Source organism: Streptomyces sp. Ac-502 (genome assembly GCF_045222935.1).
Lineage (GTDB): Bacteria > Actinomycetota > Actinomycetes > Streptomycetales > Streptomycetaceae > Streptomyces > Streptomyces monomycini.
The window spans coordinates 1,226,659-1,251,786 of record NZ_JBHFFO010000001.1; the positions used below are offsets into that span (position 1 = coordinate 1,226,659).

The following is a 25,128-nucleotide window of genomic DNA, read 5'->3' on the forward strand; positions in this document are numbered from 1 at the left end:
CTTCTTTCTTCGGCGACCGAATAAAGAAGAGGAACTACCCGCCGATTTTCCGGCGTTCCCCGCCGTTCACGGCCGAAAGGCACCGCCATGACCGCTGCCCCGGGCGCCACCCCGTCCGCCCCCGAGGCCCCGACGTGACCGCCGCCGAGGAACAGCCCGGCTCCGCCGCGCACGTCCTCGAACTCGTCGCGACCGGCACCGCCCGCTCGCGCGCCGACCTCGTACGGGAGCTGGGGCTCGCCGCCTCCACCGTCTCTGCCCGCGTCCAGGAACTGGTCGACGCCGGACTGCTGACCGAGTCCGGCGAAGGCGCCTCCCGCGGCGGGCGCCGCCCGCGGCTGCTGCGCGTCCCGGACGGCGGCACCGTCGCGCTCGCCGCCGACCTGGGCAGCCATCACATCCGTACCGGCGCGGTGGGCCTGACCGGCACCGGCTTCGACATCGACGAGTGCGCCCTCGACCTGACGACCGGCCCGGAACCGGCCGTCGGCCTGCTCGCCGAACGCCTGACCGCGCTGGCCGACCGCCAGCGCGCGGCCGGACGCACCGTGTGCGGCGCGGGCATCGGCTTCCCGGACCCGTCGACCCCGCGTCGGGCCGCGTCATCGCGCCGTCCCGGATGCCGGGCTGGCATCTGTACGAGCTGCGCGACCGGCTCGCCGGACTCCTCGGTCTGCCCGTCCTGGTCGACAACGACGCCAACGTCCTGGCCCTGGGCGAGCACCGGGCCGCCCACCCCAACCTGCGGCATCTGGTGGTGGTCAAGGCGGGCCGCGGCATCGGCTCCGGCGTGATCAGTCACGGCCGGCTCTACCGGGGCGCCCGCGGCTGCGCCGGGGACATCAGTCACGTAAGGGTGGACGCCGCCGCCGAACGCCCCTGCTCCTGCGGGAACATCGGCTGCCTGGAGTCGGTGGCCAGCGGCGCCGCGATCGCCGCCGCGCTGCGCGGCCAGGGCATCGAGGCGGACTCCGCCACCGACATCCTGCGGCTCGTCGAGGACGGCGAACCGCACGCGACGACCCTGGTGCGGCAGGCCGGACGGCACATCGGCGGGGTGCTGGGCATCGTGGTGAACTTCTTCAACCCGGAGGCCGTGGTGCTGGGCGGCGCACTCGCCGCGGCGGAACCGCTGGTCGCGGCGGTGCGCGGGGTGCTGTACGAGCGGTGCCTGCCGATGGCGACGAGCGAGCTGGCCATCGTCGCGGCGAGCTGCGGCCCCGACGCGGGACTGCTCGGCGCCGGCCATGCCGCGCTGCGCGAACTGGCCGCCGAGGGCGGACTCCCGGCCCTGCCCATCATCCGTACGTAGATCCCCCGACCGTCCCAACGGAAGGTGCCCGACCAACATGCGCATCGCCATCGGCGGCATGGCCATCGAGTCCAGCCAGTTCTGCCCGCACCGCTCGACGTACGACGACTTCCGCATCACCCGCGGCACCGCGCTCCTGGACCGCTACACCTGGACCCGGCCGGACAGCGACCTCACGGACCAGGTGGAGTGGGTGCCCCTGGTGCACGCGGTGGCGCTGCCCGGCGGCCCCGTCGAGCGGGAGACGTACGACCGCATCAAGTCCGAACTGGTCACCCGGATCCGCGAGGCCGGGCCGCTGGACGGCATGGTCTACGACATCCACGGCGCCATGAGCGTCGTCGGCCTGGACGACGCCGAGGCGGACCTCACCCACGCCGTACGGGACGCGCTCGGCCCGGACTCCCTGCTCTCCGCCGCCATGGACCTGCACGGCAACGTCTCGCGCCGCTTCGCCGACCGCATCGACCTGCTCACCGCGCACCGCCTCGCCCCGCACGAGGACGCCTGGGAGACGCGCGAGCGGGCCGCCCGCAAGCTGGTCGGACGGCTGGCGTCCGGGAAGGGCCGCCCGTACCGCGCCTGGGTGCAGGTGCCGGTCCTGCTCCCCGGCGAGAAGACCAGCACCCGGCTGGAACCGGCCAAGTCCCTGTACGGCAGGCTCGCTTCCGTCGAGGCGCTGGACGGCATCGTGGACGCGGCGGTCTGGGTGGGCTACGCCTGGGCCGACGAGGCGCGCTGCCGGGCCGCGGTCGTGGTGACCGGCGACGACCCGGACCTGGCGCTGGAGCAGGCCCGCGGCCTGGCACAGGAGTACTGGGACGTGCGCCGCGACTTCGTCTTCGTCGGCCCGACCGGCGACGCCGACGCGTGCATCGCCCACGCCGTGGCCTCCCCCGCCCGCCCGTTCCTGATCAGCGACTCCGGCGACAATCCCACCGCGGGCGGCGCGGGCGACCTCGCGTACATGCTGCGGCGTCTGCTGGCCGACGAGGACCTGGCGAGCGGCCGGGTCACCGCGCTGCACCCGGGCATCACCGACCCGGCCGCGGTGGCCGCCTGCTTCGAGGCCGGGGTGGGCGCCCGTGTGACCCTGAAGGTCGGCGGCCACGTCAGCGCCGGCACCGGCCCGCACGCCGAGCCGTACGAGCTGACCGGCACGGTGACCGCCCTGGAAGACCCGGCCGCACCCGCCACCGGTGCCCCACGCGGCAACCCGGCGTACGACGGCGGCGGCCGCACCGCCGCCGTCACCCGGGGCGGCGTGACGGCCGTGCTCACCGAGCGCCGCAAGCCCTTCCACACCCGGGCCGACTTCGGCACGCTCGACCCGACGGCGTACGACATCGTCGTGGTGAAGATCGGCTACCTGGAGCCGGAGCTGTACGCGATGGCCGCCGACTGGCTGCTCGCCCTCACCCCCGGCGGCGTGGACCAGGACCTCTCGCGCCTGGGCCACCACCGGGTGGTCCGCCCGCTCTACCCGTTCGACGACGCGGGCTTCGAGGAGCCGGACCTGACACCGGTGCTGCTCTGAGGCACGGGCTCCGGGACACGGGCCCCGGGGCCCGGCGCGTCCGGTCGGCCCGTTATGTGCGGCGCGGGTGCATGACGGCCCGTACGGTGGAGAGGCGCTCCCTGATCACCTTTCCCCCGACGGAGGGCCCCGATGGAGTCGCCGACCCCGCTCACCGAGAGCGAACTGCTCGATCTCGACGCCCACTGGCGGGCGCTGAACTACCTCGCCGCCGGTCAGATCTATCTGACCGGCAACCCGCTGCTCACCGAGGAACTGCGCCCCGAGCACATCAAGCCGCGGCTGCTCGGCCACTGGGGCACCTGCCCGGGCCTGAACCTGGTCTACACCCACGTCAACCGGGTCATCAGCACCCACGGGCAGGAAGCGGTGTGCGTGTGGGGTCCGGGGCACGGCGGGCCTTCGGTGTTCGCCGGTGCCTGGCTGGAGGGGACGTACGGGGAGCTGTATCCGGACGTCGGGCGGGACGCGGCCGGGATGGGCCGGCTGTTCCGGCAGTTCTCCTTCCCCGGCGGGGTGCCGAGCCACGCGGCGCCGAACGTGCCGGGCTCCTTCCACGAGGGCGGCGAGCTGGGCTACTCCCTCGCGCACGCGTACGGCGCCGCGCTGGACAACCCGGACCTGCTGGTGGCGTGCGTGATCGGGGACGGCGAGGCGGAGACCGGGCCGCTGGCCGCCTCCTGGCACGCGAACAAGTTCCTGGACCCGGCGCACGACGGCGCCGTGCTGCCGATCCTGCACCTGAACGGCTACAAGATCGCCAACCCGACGGTCCTGGCCCGGGTGGACGAGGACGAACTGGACGCGCTGCTGCGCGGCTACGGGCACGAGCCGCTGTACGTCACCGGCTCCGATCCCGCGCAGGTCCACCAGGCCATGGCCGCCGCCATGGACACCGCGCTGCACCGCATCCACGACGCCCAGCGCACCGCCCGCGGCGACGGCGCGCGGTCCCGGCCCCGCTGGCCGATGATCGTGCTGCGCACCCCCAAGGGCTGGGCCGGCCCCGGCGAGGTGGACGGCGCGCCCGTCGAGGGCACCTGGCGCGCCCACCAGGTCCCGCTGTCCGGCGTCCGGGACAACCCGGACCATCTGCGCCAGCTGGAGGGCTGGCTGCGGTCGTACGCGCCGGGCGAGCTGTTCGACGGCGAGGGGCGGCCGGTGGACCGGGTGCTGGCCTGTGTGCCGCGCGGTGACCGGCGGCTCGGCTCCTCCCCGCACGCCAACGGCGGCCGTCTCGTCCGTACGCTGCCACTGCCCGACCCCGAGAAGTACGCGGTGCCCGTCGACAAGCCCGGCACCCGGATGCACGAACCGACCCGCGTCCTCGGCGGCCTGCTGCGCGACCTGATGGAGCGGACCGCCGACCGCCGCGACTTCCGGCTGTTCGGCCCGGACGAGACGGCCTCCAACCGGCTCCAGGACGTGTACGACGCCACCGACAAGGCGTGGCAGGCCGCCACCGAGCCCACCGACGAGCATCTGGGGCGGCACGGCCGGGTGATGGAGGTGCTCTCGGAGCACCTGTGCCAGGGGTGGCTGGAGGGGTACGTGCTCTCCGGCCGGCACGGCCTGTTCTCCTCGTACGAGGCGTTCGCGCACATCGTGTCGAGCATGGCCTCGCAGCACGTCAAATGGCTCCAGTCGGCCCGCGACATCCCCTGGCGGGTGCCCGTGGCGGGCCTGAACTACCTGCTGACCTCGCACGTCTGGCGCCAGGACCACAACGGCTTCTCGCACCAGGACCCCGGCTTCGTCGACCACATCCTCAACAAGGACCCGCACACCGTACGGGTCTACCTCCCGCCGGACACCAACAGCCTGCTGTGTGTGGCCGACCATGTGCTGCGCACCCGTGACGTGGTCAACGTGGTGGTCGCGGGCAAGCAGCCGTGCTTCGACTGGCTGGACATCGAGCAGGCGCGGGGGCACGTAGCGCGCGGCGCCGGCATCTGGGAGTGGGCGGGCACCGAGCAGCCCGGCAGCCGGCCCGAGGTGGTGCTCGCCTGCGCCGGTGACGTGCCGACGCAGGAGACGCTGGCCGCCGCTTCCCTGCTGCGCACCCACCTGCCGCAGCTGTCGGTACGGGTCGTCAACGTCGTCGACATGACGCGCCTGCAACCCCACGAGGAGCATCCGCACGGCATGACGGAGCGGGAGTTCGAGGCGCTGCTGCCGCACGACGTGCCGGTGGTCTTCGCGTACCACGGCTACCCGTGGCTGGTGCACCGGCTCACCTACCGCCGGGCCGTCCACCCCAACCTGCACGTGCGGGGCTACAAGGAGATGGGCACCACGACCACGCCGTTCGACATGGTGGTCACCAACGACATGGACCGCTACCGGCTGGTGATGGACGTGATCGACCGGGTGCCGGGACTGGCTGTACGGGCCGCCGGGGTGCGGCAGGCGATGGCGGACGTACGGCAGCGCCACCACGCCTGGATCCGCGAGCACGGCACGGACCTGCCGGAGGTCGAGGAGTGGAGCTGGCCGGGCGGCGGCCGGTGACGGCGGCGGGCGGCCCCGGGGCCGCCCGTCAGGGCTGCGGGTCGCGGGCGTCGTAGCGGGCGAAGTCGCGGCGCCACAGGGCCAGGAGCACTACCGTCACGACGCAGGCGAGTCCCCCGCCGACGACCGCCACGGCCGGTGTGGCGAGGTCGGCCGCCGATCCGGCCAGGAAGTCGCCGAGCCGGGGGCCGCCCGCGACCACGACGATGAACACGCCCTGGAGGCGGCCGCGCATCCGGTCCGGCGCGGCGGCCTGGAGCATGGTGCCGCGGAAGACCATCGAGACGGTGTCGGCGCAGCCGGCGACGGCGAGGAAGAACAGGCCGAGCCACAGGTGGCGGGTCAGGCCGAAGCAGGCGACGGCCGCTCCCCAGGCGGCGACCGAGACGAGGATCGCCAGCCCGTGCCGGCGGACCGCGCCGAGCCACCCGGAGAACAGCGCGCCGAGCACCGCGCCGACCGCGGGCGCCGCGACGAGCAGGCCCACCGTCTTGGCGTCGCCGCCGAACCAGAGCACGGCGACGGCGGGGAACAGCGCGCGGGGCTGCGCCAGCACCATGGCCGCCAGGTCGGCGAAGAAGGTCATGCGCAGATTGGGCCGGGTGGCGAGGAAGCGCAGTCCTTCCAGGACGGAGGGGCGGCGCGGCGCCCCGTCGCCGTCGCCGTGGTCGGGGCGCATGGCGGGCAGCCGCCACATGGCGTACAGCGCGGCCGTGAAGCAGCCCACGTCGATCAGGTAGGCGGCCTGGTAGCCCCACAGGCCGACGAAGACGCCGCCGAGCATCGGGCCGCCCATCATCCCGAGGTTGCTGGTGAGCGAGCTGAGGGCGTTGGCGGCGGGCAGTTGCTCGGGCGGCAGCAGGCGCGGGATCATCGACGAGCGGGCCGGCGAGTTCATCGCGAAGCAGACGGCCTGGAGCGCGACGACCGTGTAGAGCACCCAGACCTGCCGGACGTCCGCGAGCGCGGCGGCGGCCAGGGCGACGGACAGGACGGTGGCGCCCACCGCGCTGTACATACCGAGCTTGCGGCGGTCGACGGTGTCGGCGACCGCCCCGCCGTACAGCCCGAAGACGACCAGCGGGACCAGGGAGCACAGGCCGACCGCGCCGACGGCGAAGGTGGAGCCGGTGAGGGCGTACACCTGGAGGGAGACGGCCAGCGCGGTCATCTGCTGGCCGACCCAGGAGACGGTGTTGCCGAACCACAGGCGCCGGTAGTCCGCGGAGGTGCGCAGCGGGGTGATGTCGGCGAAGAGGCGGGTGTGCAGCGGAGGGCGGGGCTTGGGGTCGGATATGACAGGAGGCACGGGGCAGTAAAGCACGGTCCGTGGTGGAGCCACTTACCTGGGTGGCCTGATCATGACACCGGCCGTACGGCTACCGGCCCTCCGAAAGGCCGTACACCCGGCGGGCGTTGCCGGCCGCGACCAGCGCCGCGACGCGTTCGGCGTCCGCCGCCGACCAGGCGCCCGCGCGCACCCAGCCGGTCAGCACCTCCGCCAGCGCCGTACGGAAGGCGGCGCTGCCGACGGTGTACAGCTCCGGCAGGCCGTAGGCGTCGGTGGAGAAGAGGAGCTTGCCGAAGGGGGCCAGTTCGAGGAATCCGGCGAGCACGGCTGCCGCGCGGGGGCCGGTGTGGCCGAGGGCCAGGCCGACGTCGGCGTAGACGTGCGGGAAGGCGTGGGCCAGGTAGGCGGCCTGGCGGTGGTACGGGTAGCAGTGCAGCAGGATCAGGTCGGTGCCGGTGCCCGCGGTGGCGTGGACGAAATCGGTGAGCAGGGCCGGGTCGGCGTGGTGCAGGCGCAGGTCGGGGTCGCCGAAGCCGGTGTGCAGTTGGAGGGGGCGGCCGGTGGCGGTGGCGAGCCACAGGAGGTGGCGCAGGAGGACGGGGGCGGTGAGACGGTGGGTGCCGGTGGTGAGCCAGGCGCGGGCGGCGGTCGTCACCTCGTCCGCCCGCGGGGGTTCAGGGGCGAGGGCCAGCCCGTGGCGGTAGGCGGCGACGGACTTGAAGCTCACGGCGGTGCGGGCCGCGTCCCGTACGGCGTCGGCGAGCCTGGCCACGAACACCTCGGCTGCCGCGTCCACGCTCCGCTCCCCCGCCGCCCGTACGCCTGCCGCGACCCGTTCCGCCAGCGTCTCCAGGCGGACGATCTCGTGCCCGGTGGCGCCGCCCGCCTCGGCCGTCTCGTGCGCCCCGGTGAGGTCGCCGGGCAGGCCGGTGTCCACCAGGTACGTACCGATGCCGGTACCGCCCAGCAGCAGGCGGCGGGTCTCGGCCGCACCCAGTTCGCGCCGCCGGGCGAGGTACGCGCCGGGCGTGCAGTGCGGCGCGAGGCCGAGCAGGGGCGGGCACCAGCGGCGGACGGCGAAGCCCGTCTGGGTGTCGAAGAAGGTCGTGCCCGCGGCGGCGGGCCGGTCCGACTCGGTCAGGTACGACTCGAACTCGGCGGCCGACAGGTCGCCGCGCAGCACGCCGTGACAGTGCTGGTCGATCAGCGGCGGCAGGTCCGGGAAGGGGTCCGGGGCGCCGTCGGCGGCCTGTGCGGTCACCGGCCCCTCCGTCCGTGGGCGGCACCGGGAGGGGACACGAGGGCGGGCACGGCCATCAGTACCTCCATCGCGTCGCCGCGGCGATCTCTTCGGGCTCGCTGTCCGCGAAGTGCGCCGCCTCCGCGCGGCGTACGGCGATCACGGCGCCGTACAGCACCTCGCCCATGGCCTCCCGCAGCACCGCCGACTCCGCCAGCCGGTCGGTGGACTCGGTCAGCGACGAGGGCAGCCGGACGATGCCGCGCCGGGCGCGCTCCCGGACCCCCAGGGCGCCCGGGTCGCCGGTGACCGGCGGAGGCAGCACGGCGCCCGTGGACAGGCCGTGCAGCCCGGCGGCGATCACCGCGCCGACCGCCAGGTACGGATTGGCGGCGGCGTCGAACGGCTTGATCTCGGCGTGCCCGCCGTCCGGGTCGTCGGGGGCGCCGGTGACCAGGCGCAGCGCGGCCTCCCGGTTCTCCACGCCCCAGCACTGGTAGGCGCCGGCCCACACGGACGGGCCCAGCCGCAGGTAACTCGCGGGCGAGGGGCAGCCGACGGCGAGCAGCGCGGGCATCGTCTCCAGGACGCCGCCGAGGAACCGTACGGCGTCCGGGTCCAGGCCCCGGTCGGCGTCCGGCTCCCGGTGCAGGCTGCGTTCGCCGCGGTGCAGGCTGAGGTGGAGGTGGCAGCCGTTGCCGACCTGGCCGGCCACGACCGAGGGCGCGAAGCTGGCCCGCAGGCCGTGCCGGAGCGAGACGGCCCGTACGGTCTCCCGGACGAGGACCAGGTCGTCGGCGGCGCGCAGCGGGTCGGCCGACGCGGTGGAGACCTCGAACTGGCCCGGCGCGTACTCGGGGTGGAGCTGGAGGACGTCGATGTCCTGGAGGGCCAGCGCCTCGGCCACGTCGCGGAGGTAGTCGGAGAGTTCGACGACGCGGGTCATGCCGTAGGCGGGGCCCGCGCAGGGGTAGTCCAGGGCTTCGTCGGCGCCCGCGGGGCCGTCGGGGCGGCCACTGTCGGCCTCCGGCGCGCGGGTGACCACCCACTCCGTCTCGAACCCCATCCGCAGCACCAGCCCCGCGTCGGCGGCCCGCTGCACCATGCGGCGGGCGAACTGCCGCTGGCAGCCGGGGTGCGGCGTGCCGAGCTGGTCGTAGCGGTCGACCGGCGCCCAGGCCCAGCCGGGCTGCGCGGCCAGTACGGTGACCCGCTCCAGGTCGGGGAAGAGCCGCAGGTCGCCGTCGGGCCCGCCGAGGTGCGCGGAGGCGGTGATCGCGTCGTCGGAGGTGAACACGTCGAAGATCGGTGACATGCCGACACCGCGCTGCACGGCGGGTGCCAGCCGGGCCGTCGGCACGGTCTTGGTACGGGCGATGCCCGCGTTGTCGACCCAGGTGAGGGCGATGGCGCGGACGTGCTCCGCGTCCAGCCGTGCCGCCGTCCGGCGGGCGTCGCCCCACTGCTGCGCAGGCCCCGGTTCCATAGCGCGTGTCCCCATTCCGCCATGCCGCTCATTCGGCGGCCGATCGAGCTGTGCCCTGGTCCGCTGTCCGCGCCACGGTGCGCCCGGTCAGGGGCGGTTGCCGCGGGTGCCCTGCCGGACGGCAGGCGCGGCCGTCCCGTTCCCGGAGGCCGTACCGGCCGTCACGGACAGTCGAACTCGCACCATACGCACTTTCCGTTGCCACGCGGTTCCACACCCCAGACATCCGACAGCCGGTCCACCAGCAGCAGCCCGCGTCCGGACAGCGCGGACTCGTCGCTGTCGCGGCGGCGCGGCAGGGCGCTGGAGCGGTCGGCCACCTCCAGGCGCAGCCGCCGGTCGGTGCCGTGCGGCATCCGTACGGTCACCACCGCCGCGCCGTCGGTGTGCAGCAGCGCGTTGGTGATCAGCTCGTCGGCGGCCAGTTCGACCTCCTCGGCGCGCTCCCGTGCGCCCCAGGCCCGTACCGCGGCGCGGATCATGTGGCGGGCGGCGGACAGCCCTTGGGCGTCGTCGGGTGCGACGTGCTGCTGGAGCCGTCCGGCGGCCGGTGCGGCGGGCTCCCCGCCGCGCCGCAGGATCAGCATCGCCATGTCGTCCTCGCCGGTCTGCTCGGCCGCCAGCTCGCAGAGCCGGTCGGCCAGTTGCTGGACGTCCTGGGGGCCGTCGCGCACCACTCTGGCCAGGTGCCGTACACCGTCCTCGATGTCGGCGCCCGGCTGTTCCACCAGCCCGTCGGTGTACAGCACCAGGGTTTCTCCGACGGCCAGGTGGACGGTGGTGACGGGGTAGTCCAGGTCGCGGAAGCCGGTCGCTATGCCCAGCGGGAGGCCGCCGGCCACCTCCAGCCGGCGGCACAGGCCCTCGGCGTGCCGCAGCAGCGGGTCGACGTGCCCGGCGCGTACCAGCCGCACCGTTCCGGTGGTCAGGTCGGCCTCGGCGTACGTGCAGGTGGCGAAGCGGTCGGTGTCGAGTTCGCCGAGGAAGGCGGAGGCGCGGGCCATGACGGTGGCGGGCGGGTGCCCCTCGGCGGCGTAGGCGCGCAGCACGATCCGTAGCTGGCCCATGACGGTCGCGGCGTGGGTGTCGTGCCCCTGGACGTCGCCGATGACCGCGGCGACCCGGCCTTCGGGCAGCGGGATCACGTCGTACCAGTCGCCGCCGATGTCCCGGCCGATCCGGGCGGCCCGGTAGCGTACGGCGATCTGGGCGCCGGGGATGCCGGGGATGCGGCGCGGCAGCATGGCCTGCTGGAGGCCCTCGGCGAGGTCGTGCTCCTGGTCGTAGAGCATGGCGCGGGCCAGGCTCTGCGCGACGCTGGAGCCGAGGGCGAGCAGCAGGTTGCGCTCCTGTACGCCGAACGGGTTCTCCGAGCGGTAGAACAGGCCGACCACCCCGATCGGCCGGGCCTGCGCGATCAGCGGCAGGTACGCGGCGGAGCCGAAGTCCATCCTTTCGAGGTGCGGCCAGAGCGCCGGGTAGCGTTCGGCGAACTCGGCGCGGGAGCGGATGAAGCACGGCTGGAGGGTGCGCACCGCCTCGCTCATCGGGAACTCCTCCTCGACCCGCAGCACCTCGTGCTGCGGTACGAAGCTGCCCGCCTGCCCTTCGTGCACCACCCGGATGCGGCCCGCCTCGACCAGGCCGACGATGACGTTCCGCGCGCCCAGTCTGGTCAGCGCCTGGTCGTCGCCGAGCACGCCGATGACGTCGTGGACGGTCCTGGCGTGCGCCAGGGCCGCCGTGGTGCGCTCGACGAGGCCGGTGTTGCGCAGTCTGCGGGCGTGCGCCTGGGCCCGTTCCGCCGCCTGGGTGTACTCCTGGCCGGCGTCCCGGACGACGCCGATGATGCGGTGCGGCTTGCCGGTCGCGTCCCGGCGGATGCTGGCCTGGGTGTGGGTCCACCGCACCGTGCCGTCCCGCAGCCGGACGCGGAAGTAGGCGCCGTAGGAGTCGCTGCCGTCCTTGAGCGCCTGGGAGACGACGCTGTCCAGGCGGGCCGCCTCGTCCGGCGGCAGACGGCAGCCCAGGGTGGCCGGGTCGGAGTCGTACTCCTCCGGCGGCAGGTCGAAGACCTCCAGAGCGGAACCGTCCATGTGCATACGGCCGCTGTCGAGGTCCCAGTCGAAGCCGCCCATGCCGTTGAGGGCCAGCGTCAGGTCCGGATGAGCGGGCCAGTCGTCCGGCACCGACACGGTCGGCCGCTTCGCGCCCCGGTCAGCCATGTCCGCAACTTTGCCACATTTGTCCTGTACGTGGCCGGTCCACACGTGTCCCGTACGGCGTCGGTCGACGAAGCCGGTCCGGCCGGACCGCGCATCTGACTTACGCATCAGTCAGTGCTCAACACAACAGTCATACCCCAGCATGACCGGCCTTTCTGGCAACATCTCCCGATGAGGTCGTTGCGATGATCTCAACACGCTGTTACGGTCCCTGACCATGCCCATGGACGAAGACCCCGGCACCCGGGTCCCCGACGACAGCGAGGTCTGTGACCGCGTCCGGCAGGTGGTCGACAGCCTCGGATGCAGCCGCCGCGAGTTCGCCCGGCGCATCGTGATGGACCCCTCGAAGCTGTCCAGGTCGCTGGGCGGCACCCGGCGCTTCACCCTCGCCGAGATCGTGCGCGTCGCGGACATCGGCGGCGTGGACGTGGCGTGGCTGCTCGGCTCCCGGGGCGGCTCCCCGGCGCCGGCCCGGGACCGGGAGCCGGTCGCGGTGCCCGAGGGCGGCCGGCCGCTCCAGATCGTCCGGGAGACCGTCCGGCTGATCGCCGAGCACGGTTTCCACGGCGTCCGGGTCGCCGACATCGCCGCCGCCTGCGGCACCAGCACGGCCGCCGTGCACTACCACTTCCCCGGCCGCGACGAGCTGCTGGAAGCGGCCGTGCGCTGGTGCATGGACGAGGACACCGCGCGGCGCGCCGCGGGCCTGGCCGACGCGCCGGACGCCCACGCCGAACTGCTGCACCTGATCGCGCTCCAGACACCGCGCACCGCACAGCAGCGGCGGCAGTGGCTGGTCTGGCTCGACCTGTGGGCACAGGCCGCGCGTTCCACCGCCGTCGGGCAACTGCACGAGCACTACTACCGGCAGTGGCGGACCACCGTCGCCGAAGTACTGCGGCGGGGCGTCGACCAGGGCGTCTTCCGTGCCGTGGACCCCGAGCCCACCGCGCTGCGGCTGACCGCGCTCATCGACGGCCTGGCCACCCAGGTGCTGGCCACCGCACCCGACAGCACCGGCCCGGACACCATGCACGCCGCGCTGCTCACCTTCATCGACCATGAGCTGGCCCCCTGAGCGGGCTGCTCCCCGCCCCACCGACCGAAGGACCCGCCGTGAACAACGAGGTCATCATCACCTGCGCGCTGACCGGAGCCGGTGACACCGTGCGCCGCTCGCCGCACGTGCCCGTCACCCCCGAGCAGATAGCCAGGTCCGCCGTCGAGGCGGCCTCGGCCGGCGCCGCCGTCGTCCACATCCACGTACGCGACCCGGAGACCGGCGCCCCGTCCCGCGACCCGCGCCTGTACGCCGAGGTCGTCGAGCGCGTCAAGGAGACCGGCACCGACGTCGTCGTCAACCTGACCGCCGGGATGGGCGGCGACCTCGTCGTGGACCCGGACGAGCCGCTGCGGCACCTGCCCGGTACGGACCTGGTCGGCGGCCTGGAGCGGCTGCCGCACGTCGAGGAACTGCTGCCCGACATCTGCACCCTGGACTGCGGCTCGCTGAACTTCGGCGACGGCTCCAGCCTCTACGTCTCGACACCCGACATGCTGCGCGCGGGCGCCAAGCGCATCCAGGAGCTGGGCGTACGGCCGGAGCTGGAGATCTTCGACACCGGACAGCTGTGGTTCGCCAAGCAGCTGCTCGCCGAAGGGCTGCTCGACGACCCGACCGTCTTCCAGCTGTGCATGGGCGTCCCGTGGGGCGCGCCCGCCGACCCGGGCGTGCTCCAGTCGATGGTCGCGATGCTCCCCGAGGGCGCCCAGTGGGCCAGCTTCGCGCTCGGCCGGATGCAGATGCCGTGGGTCGCGCAGTCCATCCTGCTCGGCGGCAACGTCCGGGTGGGCCTGGAGGACAACCTCTACCTGAGCAAGGGCGTCAAGGCGACCAACGGGCAGCTGGTCGAACGGGCCGTGCAGATCACGGAGTTGCTGGGCGCGACGGTCGCCACCCCGGACCAGGCCCGGGCCCGCCTCGGCCTGAAGCCGCGCGGCTGAAGCCCGGTTCCCCCTCGCCCTCTCACCCTCAGGAGTCTTTCGTGTCCCCCACCCCTCCCTCCTCCGTACGCCGCGTGGCGTGCATCGGCGCCGGCGTCATAGGCGGCGGCTGGGTCGCCCACTTCCTCGCCCGCGGCTACGACGTCACCGCCTGGGATCCCGCACCGGACGCCGAGGACAAGCTGCGCCGCCTGGTCACGGCCGCCTGGCCCGCCCTGGAACAGCTCGGCCTGGCCGAAGGCGCCTCGCCCGACCGCCTGACCATCGCGCCGACCCTCGCCGCAGCCGTCGCCGACGCCGAGTTCGTGCAGGAGAGCGCCCCCGAGAAGCTGGAGCTCAAGCGCGACCTGCTCGGCCGGCTCGACGCCGCCACCCCGCCCGGCGTGGTCATCGCCTCCTCCACCTCCGGCTACCCGATGACCGACATGCAGACGGCGGCCGCCACGCCCGGCCGCCTGGTCGTCGGGCACCCGTTCAACCCGCCGTACCTGATCCCGCTGGTCGAGGTGGTCGGCGGGGAGCGGACCGACCGTACGGCGGTCGAGTGGGCCGCCGAGTTCTACGAGGCGGCGGGCAAGTCCGTGATCACCATGGACCGTGAGCTGCCCGGCTTCATCGCCAACCGCCTCCAGGAGGCCCTGTGGCGCGAGGCGCTGCACATGGTCGCCAACGGCGAGGCCACGGTCGAGGACATCGACACCTCGATCACCGAAGGGCCGGGGCTGCGCTGGGCGTTCATGGGCCCGATGCTGACGTTCGCGCTGGCCGGCGGCGAGGGCGGGATGGCCCACATGCTCGACCACTTCGGCCCGTCCCTGAAGTCCCCGTGGACCCGGCTGGAGGCCCCGGAGCTGGACCGGGCGCTGCGGGACGCGGTGGTCGACGGCTGCGACCGGGCCGCCGACGGCCGGACGTACGCGCAGCTCGTCGCCGAGCGCGACCAGGGCGTCATCGACGTGCTGCGGGCGACCGGCCGTCTGGACGGGCCCGCCCGGTGACGGCGGGGCTGCCGCTGTTCCGGCGGACCGTCCAGGACGCCTGGATCGACTACAACGGCCATCTCTCCGAGGCGTACTACGTCCTGGTCTTCGGCTTCGCGACGGACGCCCTCATGGACGCGGCCGGCCTCGACGCGGCCTACCGCACCCGCACCGGCCACTCGCTCTACACGGTCGAGGCGCACGTGCGCTACCTCGCGGAGGTGCCGCGGGGCGCCGAACTCCTCGTCCGGACGACGGTCCTGGGCGTAAGCGCGAAGAAGGCGCGCTTCGTCCACGAGATGTACGTGGGGGACGCGGCCGGCGGCCCGGTGGCCACCGAGGAGATCTTCGCCCTGCACGTCCACCAGGACGAGGGGCGTGCCGCGCCGCTGCCCGAGGGGGCGTACGGGCGGCTGGCGGAGCTGGTCCGGCCGGCGCCGGAGTGGGCCGGGCGGGGGATCCGCGAGGTGTAGGGGCGGGGAATCCGAGAGGCGTGGCGTGGCGTTGCACGACGTGTCCCCGGTCCGCCGGGGGCGCGCCGTCGCCGGGTCGGCCGTCCGCCCGCCGCGCGGTGCACTCTAGGAGTTCGCACCCCGTCCGGAGAGGAACCGTCATGCCGTCCGTACCAGGTCACCGCATCACCGTCGAGCAGGGCACCGAGCACGTCCGGGTCGTCCACGACGGCCAGGTGGTCGCCGACAGCCGCCGTCCGCTGCTGCTCCACGAGACCGGGTATCCGGTGCGCTACTACCTGCCGCCCGAGGACGTCCGGACGGATCTGCTGGTCCCGTCCGGGACCCGTACCCACTGCCCGTTCAAGGGGGACGCCTCCTACTGGTCGCTTTCCGGTGGCCCGGAGGACATCGCGTGGGCCTACCCTGCGCCGAAGTCCGCGGTCGAGCAGATCAAGGACCATCTGTGCTTCTACGGGGCCGAGTTGATCTGAGCGACACCGCGCGATGGTGAGTAGGAAAGTTTCCTAACTATTCTCCGTCAGGCTTATTGACGCGTACATGCGCCGTCGTCAAGATTCCTCCGAACGGCACCTCCGCCGACCGAGGAGACGGACATGACGCCCACCCCCGCGCCGCGAAGTCCCGCGGCACCCGCCCGGCCAGGCTCTTTCTCAGCAACCCCCGCACCGGCATACCCACCGCCGCGGGCGCGGTCCTCGCGCTCGTCGGCGGTGCGGTGCTGTGGTCACCGGCCGGGCGGGCGGACGCCGCGCCGGAGCGGACGGCCGCGCGGGCCGGCGGGTTCACGGTGGTCGCCGCCGGTGACATCGCCGAGAAGTGCACCGCGAGCAGCAGCAGCTGCGTGCACCCGAAGACCGCCGCCCAGGTCGAGAAGATCGACCCGGCCTTCGTGCTCACCATGGGCGACAACCAGTACGACGACGCCCGGCTGAAGGACTTCCAGAAGTACTACGACACCTCCTGGGGCGCCTTCAAGGCCAAGACCCACCCGGTCGCCGGCAATCACGAGACGTACGACCCGGCCGGCAAGCTGGCCGGTTACAAGTCCTACTTCGGCTCCGTCGCCTATCCCCAGGGCAAGAGCTACTACAGCTTTGACCACGGCAACTGGCATTTCGTCGCGCTGGACTCCAACAGTCTGAACTCCACGCAGACCAAGTGGCTCAAGGACGACCTCGCGGCCAACTCCAAGAAGTGCGTGGCCGCCTACTGGCACCACCCGCTGTTCTCCTCCGGCGAGCACGGCAACCAGCCGGTCAGCCGCTCGGTGTGGAAGCTGCTGTACGACGCCAAGGCGGAGCTGGTCCTCAACGGGCACGACCACCACTACGAGCGTTTCGCGCCGCAGGACGCGGACGGCAAGGCCGACGACAAGGGCCTGGTCGAACTGCTCGCCGGCATGGGCGGCGCCAACCCGTACAAGATCGAGGAAGTCCAGCCGAACAGTGAGAAGCGGCTGACCAAGACCTTCGGCGTGGTCAAGCTGAACCTCACCGACGACGGGTTCTCCTGGGACCTGATCGGCACGGACGGCAAGACCAAGGACAGCAGCCCGTCCTACCGGTGCCACTGACCGGCCCGGGACCCACCCGCCATGTATCTCGCCACCACCGGCGCGGCCGCCGCCACCGCACAGGTGACGCGCGGCCGCGTCGCCGGACCGGTCCTCGCGCTCGGCACGGTCAGCCTGGTCACCGACATCTCCTCCGAGATGGTCACCGCGGTGCTGCCGCTCTACTTCGTCCTCCAGCTCGGGCTCTCGCCCCTCCAGTTCGGGTTCCTGGACGGGCTCTACAACGGCGTCACCGCGCTCGTACGGCTGGCCGGCGGGCACGCCGCCGACCGCGGCGGGCGGCACAAGCTGGTGGCCGGCACCGGCTACGCGCTGTCCGCGCTGTCCCGGCTGGGCCTGCTGCTCGCGGGCGGCGGTACGGCCGGGATCAGCGCGGCCATCGCCGCCGACCGCATCGGCAAGGGCGTACGGACCGCCCCGCGCGACGCGCTGATCTCGCTCAGCAGCCCGCCCGACGCACTGGGCCGGGCGTTCGGCGTGCACCGCGCGATGGACACCACGGGCGCGCTGCTCGGCCCGCTCGCCGCGTTCGCCCTGCTGTGGGCGACCGCGGACGCCTACGACGCGGTGTTCGTCGTCAGTTTCTGCGTCGGGCTGCTGGGCGTGCTGCTGCTGGTCGCGTTCGTCCCCGGACGGGCGGCTCTGGGCCCGGTGGCCGCGCCCGCCGCCGGACCGCGGATCCCGCTGCGCAGCAGGATCGCCGAGCCGCTGCGCGACGCCGCCTTCCGGCGCATCATGGCGGCAGCCGCCCTGCTGGGCGCCGCCACCATCGGCGACTCGTTCGTCTACCTGCTGCTCCAGAAGCAACTGGACTTCGCGGTCCGCTGGTTCCCGCTGCTCCCGCTCGGCACCGCCGCGGTCTACCTGCTGCTGGCGGTGCCCGCCGGACGGCTCGGTGACCGCATCGGGCGGCGGGTTCCGTTCCTCTTCGGCCACGCGGCGCTCCTCGCCGCCTATCTGCTGCTGCTCACCGTCGGCGACGGCACCGTCCTGCTGGCCGGTGTGCTGGTACTGGTCGGTGTCTTCTACGCCGCCACCGACGGCGTGCTCATGGCCCTGGCAGGGCCCGCCCTGCCCGCGGCACGGCAGGCGAGCGGCATGGCCCTGCTGCAAACGGGCCAGGCACTGAGCCGCCTGCTCGCCGCGGCGGGATTCGGCGCCGCCTGGACGCTGTGGGGCAGCCGGGCAGCACTGGCCGTCGCCGTCGTCGTCCTCGCAGCCGCCTTGGCGGGCGCCGCCGCGCTGCTTCCCCGTACGGAAAGGCGTTCCTAGTGGTCATGACGGACAGGGCGGACCCACCGGAGACGGAGGCGGGGGACGTGAGGGACGAAGCCCGTAAGAGCCGCCCGGGCGGGTTCTCGATGCGCGCCCGCGTCATCGCCATCGCGGTGGCCACCGCCGTCCTCACCACGGTCGCCGTGGTCTACACGGTGACGGCGGCCCGGCGCGCCGATTCCGCCGACCCTCCCTCGGCGTTCGGCCTGGACCGCGGGCAGTTGTACTTCCGCAGCACACGGGACGGGGAGGGCGCCGGCCGGGTCGCCCGCCTGGCCGCCCCGGCCTCCGGGCCCTCCGCCCACGGCGCCGCCGCCATGAGCGCGGCAGCCGCATCGGCGCCGGACCGCCGCACCACCGGAGGCCCCTCCTGCGAGCGCTTCTACGCGGCCGGGGGCACCGCCCTGTGCCTCCAGCGCCGCCCCGGCATCCCCCGGCCTCGTACGCCGTCGTGCTGGACGAGCGGCTGCGCGAGAAACGCCGGATAGCGCTCACCGGCATCCCCAACCGGGCGCGGGTCTCCGCCTCCGGCCGGATGCTGTCCTGGACGATGTTCGCCACCGGCGACTCGTACGCCACCACGTCCTTCTCCACGCGTACCTCGATCCTGGACACCCGCACCGGCTACCTGATCAAGAACATGGAGGACATCCCGCTCACCCTCGACGGCCGCCGCTACCACTCCCCCGACGTCAACTACTGGGGCGTCACCTTCGCCCGCGACGACAACCGCTTCTACGCCACCGTCTCCACCAAGGGCCGCACCTACCTCGTCGAAGGCGACCTGCGCCGCTGGACGGCCCGCACCCTGCGCGAGAACCTGGAGTGCCCGTCCCTCTCGCCCGACAACACCCGCCTCGCCTTCAAGAAGCGGGTACGGGAAGGGGCCCGCGCCCCCTGGCAGCTGTACGTGCTCGACCTGCGCACGATGCGCGAGCACCCGCTCGCGGAGCAGCGCAGCGTGGACGATCAGGCGGCCTGGCTGGACGACCACACGCTCGGCTACGCGCTGCCGGGCAGCGGCGGCAAGGGCAGCGACATCTGGACCGTACCGGCGGACGGCACCGGCAGCCCGGCGCTGCGGGTGGTGGGGGCGTCGTCGCCCGCGCTGGTGCGCTGAGCGGGGGCGCGTCGGGGCGGGGCGGGGCCGGGTCAGGGCGGTCCGGGGGCGTGTCCACGGCCAGGGGGGTGTCCGCGGTCCGGGGCCGTGTCCTGCCTGGCCCCGGGTGTCAGTCCGCCGCCTGCGGGCCCTTGGCGGTGCACAGGCGCGGCGCGTTCCCGGCCGCCGCCACCGGCCCGTCGAGCCGGTCCGCCAGATCCCGCGCCCAGTCCGCCAGTCCGGGGACGTCGATGTCGTACGGAACGGTGTCCGCGTACGGGGCGATGGCGCCGGCGCCCCGGAGCAGCAGGGCCGCGCCGCCCTTGGTGTTGCCCCGGGCGGCGTGGGTCAGGCCGACGGCGAGCTGGGCGAGGCCGCGCCACAGTTGCCGCTCCGGCTCGGGCGACATCTTCCAGGCATCCTCCAGCACCTCGTGGGCGTGGAAGGGCAGACCGCGGTCCAGGAGATCCTGGGCTTCGGTGAGCGCCTCACGGGGGCTGCGTTCGACGCCTTCGGGCTGACGGGCCACGCCCGGCGTGCCGTACGGCAGCGGGCGTCCGAGACCGTCCCGCGGCCGGGCGTTGCGGGCCCGGCCTTCGGGGTCGCGGTCCCGGGCGGCCGGGGCCTCGTCCGTTCCTTCATCCGGGGCGCGGGCTGCCATGGTCCGTCCTTCCGGTTGGGGGGCGTGCGCCACGGCGGCGGCGCTTCCCGCTCCGCAGTGTTCGCAGCCGGGCTCCGCCGGCCGGTCCGTGATCCGGCCGCACTCCTGGCACACCTGGTCCAGCCAGCAGGCCGGGTCGCCGCCCTCGTCGCGTCGTGTCACGTTCACGGTTCGATTGTGCAGCGCGCGACGGAGCGATGTGCGCACGGGGCGGTGTGCGCACGGCACGGAGGGCCGGGTCCGGTACGGAGGGGCCGGGTACAGAGGGCGTCCGGCCCGGTCGCGTCATTGGCCGGATTTCGACGGTGCCGCGCGCCCGCCTGCGACGGGTGGTGCGCCACCGGTCAGGAGCCGCCCCCGGGCGTGCGCCGACCACGTACGTACATGCGCCAGCCGAAGACCGCGCCCACCGCCAGCGCCACGGCGAAGCCACCAGCGACCGCCCACCCCGTGGTCTGCGACCACCGGCCGGGTTCCCGGGAGACCTGCGCGGCGACCGGCCGCACGGAGGCGGAGGAGCGCTCGGCGCCGCTCCGCGCTCCGTCGGCCGAGGGGCGGTCCGGCCGCCCGGCGCGGCGGCCACCAGGGAGCCGACCGGGCGGGCCTTGCCCGCGGCACGAAATCCCCAGTCCAGCAGCGAAGCCGCCTCGTGGTACACGGCGTTGGACGCGCCCGACTGCGGATTCAGCACGGTCACCAGCAGCGTCCGGCCGCCCCGTTCGGCCGCGGCGATCAGCGTGTTGCCCGCGTTGCTGGTGTAGCCGTTCTTCACACCGACGATGCCCGGATAGCGCCGGAGCCCGTTCGCGCCGGACAGCAGCCGGTTGGTGTTCTGGATCTCGAACGAGGGACTGCCCTTGCTGGGGAACCGGGCCGTCGTCGTGGCGCAGTACCTGGCGAAGTCGGTGTTGGCCAGGCCCGCGCGCCCGAAGACGCTCAGGTCGTACGCCGAGGACACCTGCCCCGGGCTGTCGTACCCGTCCGGGGACTTCACCGAGGTGTCGCGGGCGCCCAGTTGGCGCGCTCTGGCCTGCATCTCGCGGGCGGTGGCCGTCCAGCCGCCGTTCATCGCGGCGAGCACCCGTACGGCGTCGTTGCCGGAGCGCAGGAAGACCCCGCGCCACAGGTCGGCGACCTGGTAGCTGCGGCCCTCCTTGAGGCCGACGAGGCTGCTGCCCGGGCCGATGCCCGCCAGTTCCTCCGGGGTGACCTTGTGCACGGTTCCCGCGCGGAACTTCGGCAGCACGGTGACCGCGAACAGGGTCTTGAGGGTGCTGGCCGGCGCGAGCCGCTGATGCGCGTTCCTGGCCGCCAGCACGTCGCCCGTACGGACGTCGGTCACCGCCCAGGCGCGGGCCGACACGCCGTCGGGCAGCGCGGGGGCTCCCGCCCCCGCCACCGTGCGCCCCGTACGGTCCCCCAACTGGTCCGCCACCTGCCCCTTGGCCGCTCCCGCCCCCGGGTCCACGGCACGCCGGCCCACCGCCACCTGCTCGGCGTGGGCCACCGTCGGTATGGAGGTGAGCGTCAGCCCGGTGGCGGCGACGACGGCCAGCACACCGGCTTTCCGGGACAGAAGCGTCTCAAGTGCCATGCCTTCACGCTAGGAAGCACGCACTTCACCCGCAGAGGAACCTACGCCAGACGGCCGAAGCACCAAACCCGGCACATCGAAGGCCGAACTCGGCACATCAGAGGCCAAAGGCTCACGGGCGGCCACGACGGCGGGAGCGGCCCGGCCGGCCCGCGGCACGGCAAGGGGAGCACATCCACCCCGTGCGCACCCCGCGCACACCCCGTACGCACGAGGACCCGCCCGGTGCGACGGGGGATGCACACCGGGCGGGCCTCACGACCTTTCTACCGCATGAAGGAACGGTTATGCCTCAAAAACTTGTTCGTCCCGCGATTACCAGGCGACGGGGAGCGAGATCAGGCCATGTGCGCGCAGCGTCCGGCGATGGCGCAGCCCGGCCCGCGGAACATCCAGCCGCAGACCGGGAAAACGGCTGATGAGAACGGCCAGCGCGGTCTCCGTCTCCATCCGTCCCAGCGCCGCGCCGAGGCAGTGGTGGATGCCGTGCCCGAACGTGAGGTGGCCCCCGGCGTCCCGGCCCGGATCCAGCGTGCCGGCGTCCGGGAAGCGGTGCGGGTCCCGGTTGGCGGAGGCAAGGGAGAGCAGCACGGTCTCCCCCTGCGGCACCCGCACGCCACCGATTTCCACGTCCTCGACGGGGAACCGGCGGACGGCCAGCGAGACCGGTCCGTCGTAGCGGGCGAACTCCTCCACGGCCTTCGGCAGTTCGGCCGGATCCGCACGCAACGCCCTGAGGCGTTCGGGGTGGTCCAGCAGGGCGAGTACGGAATTGCCGATGAGATGGACGGTGTTCTCGTAGCCGGCGAGGAGCAGGAGGAAGGCCAGCGAGGTCAGCTCGTCCTCGGTCAGCCGGTCCGCACCGCCGTCCGCCTCCCCTCCGTACCGCCGTCCCTGACCATGATCAGGTCGGACAGCAGGTCGTCCCCCGGCGCGGTCCGCTTGGCCGCGATCAGGCCGGTGTAGTACCGCATCATCGCCCCGACGGCCTCCTTCGTCTGCTCCGGCCGGGCCGGGTCGGGCGTGAACAGCGCGTCCGACCAGCTCCGGAAGTCCGGGCGGTCCCGCTCCGGTACGCCGAGCAGGTCGCAGATGACGACGATGGGCAGCGGACCGGCGTAAGCCGCCATCAGGTCGGCCCGGCCGGCCTCCGCCACCGCGTCCAGCAGCCCGTCCGCGAGCCGCCGCACGGGCTCCCGCAGCTTCTCGACCCGGGCGGGGGTGAACGCCTTCGCCACCAGGCGGCGCACCCGCGTATGGTCCGGCGGATCCATGTTGAGCAGGTTGGCGTCCAGCGCGGGCGGCAGCGAGAACCCGCGATAGCCGCTTCGGGCATGGCGTTTGTCGAGCGAGAGCCGCGGGTCGGACAGTCCGCGGCGCACGTCCTCGTACCGGGTCACCAGCCACGCGGGCTGCCCGTCGGGGCCGGCGATGCGGTGTACGGGCCCGGCGTCCCGCAACGCCGCGTAACCGGCGTGCGGATCGTCCAGAAGGTGTGTCACATCGATGAGGTCGTCAGGGCCGGTCTCGGCGGTCGTCTGCATGGTGCACGACTCTAGACACGGCGGCCGCCGACGCGGTCGGCGACCGCCGTACCGCCCGGGAACGCGCCGGGCTCACGGCCCGGTGCGGCAGTCGGCCTCGACCCAGGCCGCCACGAGGTCACGGCAGATGACGGTGAGCGTGCCGTCCCAGAACGCCAGCTCGTGACTGCAACCGTTCGCATGGGGCAGGATTTCGTCGAGGATCAGCGTTCCGAGGTCCGCCCATCGACCGGCCACGGGAGTCGTGGTCTCGAAGCCGGAGACGCCCGTGTAGCGGATGACCAGGTCCGCGTTGTGTTTCCAGCAGTTGTGCCGAAGCCGTACCTCGACCGCGTCGTCGTCCGTTCCGCCGCCCGGACGTGCTGGAGTTCCAGGTCCTTCACGCATCGCTCGCTGCGGAAGTCGTAGTGGTCCGGGTCGGTGGCGAAGGCCCGGGCGCCGGGCGGCAGGTCACCGCTGAGCGAGGGCAGACGCTCCAGGTAGCGACGGGGGTCGAGGACGCTGGACAGGTCGCCGGCCTGCGCATCGAGGGTGACGTACTTCATCGGACTTCGTTCCCGGTCGTGACTCTCCGCTGGCCGGCCCATCGTCGCACGGCTCCCCGTGATCTTGATCGGAATATCCGGTGGCCCCGGGCCCGGCGCGTGGCCACGTTCGAGCCGAACCCCACGTGCGCAGCCGGACCGTGCGGGACGAACTCAGTGCCGCTGCATGGCGCTGCGCTGCCGTAGCTCGGTGAGTACCGTGTCCGTCAGCGGTGAGTGGTAGACGTCCGCGACACGCGCCAAGTGCTCGAATTCGGTCGCGAGTTCGGCCACGCCTTCGGTACGGGGGCAACCGGCCCGGCCGTGCGGCAGCTGCTCCCGGCCTTCGGCCGTGCCCTGCGGTGTGCGCTCCCCGCGCGCTCCTCGGCCCTCACCACCACGCTGTCGGAACCGAGGACGGGCACGAGACCGATGGCCCGGTTCTCCAGCCCGCGGCGCAGGGCGGCGGCCTCCGCGACGGCCGCCAGCTGACGTTCGTCCGCCACGACCGCGCGCCCCGCTCCCGCGCGATGTCGATGGTGTCCGACTCCACGTACCGCCGGATGCCGCGCTGCACGTACCGGATCTCCGCCAGCTGCCGGTCGGCGCGCCGCTGGAGGCCGGTGAGCCCCCACCGGCCGGCCCCGGCCGGACGCCGCGCGGCCACCTCGGGAGCCTGCGCGGCGACGTCCTTCCACAGCGGGTGCAGACGGCGCAGCCGGCGCCAGGCGTATGCCCGGGTGCCGGCGGCCGGCAGCGCGAGCCCGGTCAGTACCAGGGCCGCGGCGACCGTCGCGCTCAGCGGCGCCACCCCGTTGGAGAGCCACAGCGCCTCGTGCCCGGCCCAGGACAGCACGAAGCCGGCCAGCTTGCAGGCGCAGTACACCAGGCCGATCCAGCAGCCCGTGGCGAGCACCCGCAGACCGCGGGCGAGCCAGGACGGACCGACCTGGCGGGCGTAGCGCGGGCAGAGGGTGCCCAGGCCCGCGAGGCTCGTGCCGAAGATGGCCAGGTACAGCACCAGGAACGTCATCACTCCCGGCGAGGCCGTGTACGCGGTGGTGAAGTCGCGTGGGTGTTCCACGCCGTCCGGCCGCCCGGCGGCGAAGCACAGGACCGCGGCCGCCCAGGCGACGGCCACCACCGCCACGGCCACGCGGGCGCGCGCCCGGGCCCGCGCCCGGCTTTCCGCTCCCGTGCCGCTGTTCCAGCGCAGCAGGAGGACGAACGCGCCGGCCGCGAAGACCACGACCGCGGAGTGGAGGAGGACCATCGACAGGTTCGGCACACCGGTCAAACCGTCGAACCAGCGGTACACGCCGGGGGCGGAGAAGACGAACACCGTCGCGACGCCGGCGCTCATCACACACGTCAGGCCCAGGTCCGTATTGCCGCGGTCGCCGAGCCAGGCGCGCGCCTTGAAGGCGACGACGGCCCAGGCCGCCCCGCCGAAACACAGGTACAGCACGTCAAACACCCGTTCCCCCGTCCGTGTCAGCTGTGCCGGCGCCGCTCGCGGCGTCGGCCTTCCCGTCGACACCGCCCGCGCGCCCCGTGCCGTTCCGCTCGGCGCGCCGGTGCCGCGGCGCGGGTTCCGAGGACGCGGCCAGGTCGGCGGCGCACACGTCCGCCGGGACCGTCGGGACGGGCAGGTCCCGTTCGGTGATCAATCGCCGGCACCGGTACCGTTCGCGCCGGGCCCGCGCGCCCGCGCGCAGGCGGCCCCACCGTCTCGTACGCACGTTTCGCGCCCCGTTACCGGTCCGCGCGCCCCCTACCAGCATCTGCCCCCC

The 25,128-nt window shown here is 73.7% G+C and carries 19 protein-coding genes and 3 pseudogenes; 12 read left to right on the top strand and 10 right to left on the bottom strand.

Translation table 11 applies throughout. The features are described from left to right. Positions 1–134: 134 nt before the first annotated feature. From ACEXOX_RS05305 to ACEXOX_RS05320, 4 genes and pseudogenes are all read left to right on the top strand, one after another. Positions 135–254: pseudogene (locus tag ACEXOX_RS05305) on the top strand (hypothetical protein); the annotation flags it as partial. Between the two features lie 365 nt (positions 255–619). Continuing rightward, positions 620–1,312 (top strand): ROK family protein, encoded by a 693-nt coding sequence (locus ACEXOX_RS05310; protein WP_406519295.1) that lies wholly within the window; start codon positions 620–622, stop codon positions 1,310–1,312. A gap of 37 nt (positions 1,313–1,349) precedes the next feature. Beyond that, positions 1,350–2,849 carry a M81 family metallopeptidase gene (locus tag ACEXOX_RS05315; protein ID WP_406519296.1) on the top strand — a complete coding sequence of 500 codons (1,500 nt, stop codon included), beginning with the start codon at positions 1,350–1,352 and terminating at the stop codon, positions 2,847–2,849. A 132-nt stretch (positions 2,850–2,981) separates the two neighbouring features. Beyond that, complete coding sequence (locus ACEXOX_RS05320; protein ID WP_406519297.1) at positions 2,982–5,360, top strand: phosphoketolase; 2,379 nt, start codon at positions 2,982–2,984, stop codon at positions 5,358–5,360. A gap of 28 nt (positions 5,361–5,388) precedes the next feature. Here the strand turns inward: ACEXOX_RS05320 and ACEXOX_RS05325 are convergent, their stop codons facing one another. The 4 genes from ACEXOX_RS05325 to ACEXOX_RS05340 all read right to left on the bottom strand — a co-directional run bounded on the left by ACEXOX_RS05325 (position 5,389) and on the right by ACEXOX_RS05340 (position 11,602). After that, complete coding sequence (locus ACEXOX_RS05325; protein WP_406519298.1) at positions 5,389–6,669, bottom strand: MFS transporter; 1,281 nt, start codon at positions 6,667–6,669, stop codon at positions 5,389–5,391. A gap of 70 nt (positions 6,670–6,739) precedes the next feature. Beyond that, the gene (locus tag ACEXOX_RS05330; protein WP_406519299.1) at positions 6,740–7,912 is read right to left on the bottom strand and encodes an amidohydrolase family protein; all 1,173 of its coding nucleotides are present in this window, start codon (positions 7,910–7,912) and stop codon (positions 6,740–6,742) included. A gap of 55 nt (positions 7,913–7,967) precedes the next feature. After that, positions 7,968–9,377 carry a glutamine synthetase family protein gene (locus tag ACEXOX_RS05335; protein ID WP_406519300.1) on the bottom strand — a complete coding sequence of 470 codons (1,410 nt, stop codon included), beginning with the start codon at positions 9,375–9,377 and terminating at the stop codon, positions 7,968–7,970. Positions 9,378–9,538: 161 nt separating this feature from the next. Further along, positions 9,539–11,602 (bottom strand): SpoIIE family protein phosphatase, encoded by a 2,064-nt coding sequence (locus ACEXOX_RS05340; RefSeq protein WP_406519301.1) that lies wholly within the window; start codon positions 11,600–11,602, stop codon positions 9,539–9,541. Positions 11,603–11,825: 223 nt separating this feature from the next. Between ACEXOX_RS05340 and ACEXOX_RS05345 the strand changes: the two genes are divergently transcribed. The 8 genes and pseudogenes from ACEXOX_RS05345 (at position 11,826) to ACEXOX_RS05380 (ending at position 19,033) form a co-directional block, all read left to right on the top strand. Beyond that, positions 11,826–12,683: a TetR family transcriptional regulator C-terminal domain-containing protein gene (locus tag ACEXOX_RS05345; protein ID WP_406526240.1), complete on the top strand. Its 858-nt coding sequence runs from the start codon at positions 11,826–11,828 to the stop codon at positions 12,681–12,683. A 38-nt stretch (positions 12,684–12,721) separates the two neighbouring features. Further along, complete coding sequence (locus tag ACEXOX_RS05350; RefSeq protein WP_406519302.1) at positions 12,722–13,609, top strand: 3-keto-5-aminohexanoate cleavage protein; 888 nt, start codon at positions 12,722–12,724, stop codon at positions 13,607–13,609. A 41-nt stretch (positions 13,610–13,650) separates the two neighbouring features. Continuing rightward, the gene (locus ACEXOX_RS05355) at positions 13,651–14,607 is read left to right on the top strand and encodes a 3-hydroxyacyl-CoA dehydrogenase NAD-binding domain-containing protein (RefSeq protein WP_406519303.1); all 957 of its coding nucleotides are present in this window, start codon (positions 13,651–13,653) and stop codon (positions 14,605–14,607) included. Beyond that, positions 14,604–15,062 carry a thioesterase family protein gene (locus tag ACEXOX_RS05360; protein ID WP_406519304.1) on the top strand — a complete coding sequence of 153 codons (459 nt, stop codon included), beginning with the start codon at positions 14,604–14,606 and terminating at the stop codon, positions 15,060–15,062. Before ACEXOX_RS05355 ends, ACEXOX_RS05360 begins: the two co-directional genes overlap by 4 nt. 140 nt (positions 15,063–15,202) lie before the next feature. Next, the gene (locus ACEXOX_RS05365; protein ID WP_406519305.1) at positions 15,203–15,535 is read left to right on the top strand and encodes a DUF427 domain-containing protein; all 333 of its coding nucleotides are present in this window, start codon (positions 15,203–15,205) and stop codon (positions 15,533–15,535) included. Between the two features lie 56 nt (positions 15,536–15,591). After that, positions 15,592–16,638: a metallophosphoesterase family protein gene (locus tag ACEXOX_RS05370; RefSeq protein WP_406519306.1), complete on the top strand. Its 1,047-nt coding sequence runs from the start codon at positions 15,592–15,594 to the stop codon at positions 16,636–16,638. A gap of 21 nt (positions 16,639–16,659) precedes the next feature. Further along, positions 16,660–17,910: an MFS transporter gene (locus ACEXOX_RS05375; protein WP_406519307.1), complete on the top strand. Its 1,251-nt coding sequence runs from the start codon at positions 16,660–16,662 to the stop codon at positions 17,908–17,910. Positions 17,911–17,999: 89 nt separating this feature from the next. After that, positions 18,000–19,033: pseudogene (locus tag ACEXOX_RS05380) on the top strand (hypothetical protein). Positions 19,034–19,142: 109 nt separating this feature from the next. Here ACEXOX_RS05380 and ACEXOX_RS05385 read toward each other — a convergent pair. The 6 genes and pseudogenes from ACEXOX_RS05385 to ACEXOX_RS05410 all read right to left on the bottom strand — a co-directional run bounded on the left by ACEXOX_RS05385 (position 19,143) and on the right by ACEXOX_RS05410 (position 25,005). After that, complete coding sequence (locus tag ACEXOX_RS05385; protein WP_406519308.1) at positions 19,143–19,673, bottom strand: DUF309 domain-containing protein; 531 nt, start codon at positions 19,671–19,673, stop codon at positions 19,143–19,145. Then, on the bottom strand, positions 19,651–21,267 hold the full coding sequence (locus ACEXOX_RS05390) for a D-alanyl-D-alanine carboxypeptidase family protein (RefSeq protein WP_406519309.1): 1,617 nt from the start codon (positions 21,265–21,267) through the stop codon (positions 19,651–19,653). The genes ACEXOX_RS05385 and ACEXOX_RS05390 overlap by 23 nt, the downstream gene beginning before the upstream one ends. A gap of 315 nt (positions 21,268–21,582) precedes the next feature. Further along, positions 21,583–22,811: pseudogene (locus ACEXOX_RS05395) on the bottom strand (cytochrome P450). 72 nt (positions 22,812–22,883) lie between these two features. Then, the gene (locus tag ACEXOX_RS05400; protein ID WP_406519310.1) at positions 22,884–23,198 is read right to left on the bottom strand and encodes a hypothetical protein; all 315 of its coding nucleotides are present in this window, start codon (positions 23,196–23,198) and stop codon (positions 22,884–22,886) included. A gap of 528 nt (positions 23,199–23,726) precedes the next feature. Continuing rightward, positions 23,727–24,803, bottom strand: coding sequence for an MAB_1171c family putative transporter (locus ACEXOX_RS05405; protein WP_406519311.1), 1,077 nt, complete (start codon positions 24,801–24,803; stop codon positions 23,727–23,729). 1 nt (position 24,804) lies between these two features. Beyond that, positions 24,805–25,005, bottom strand: coding sequence for a hypothetical protein (locus tag ACEXOX_RS05410; RefSeq protein ID WP_406519312.1), 201 nt, complete (start codon positions 25,003–25,005; stop codon positions 24,805–24,807). Positions 25,006–25,128 lie beyond the last annotated feature (123 nt).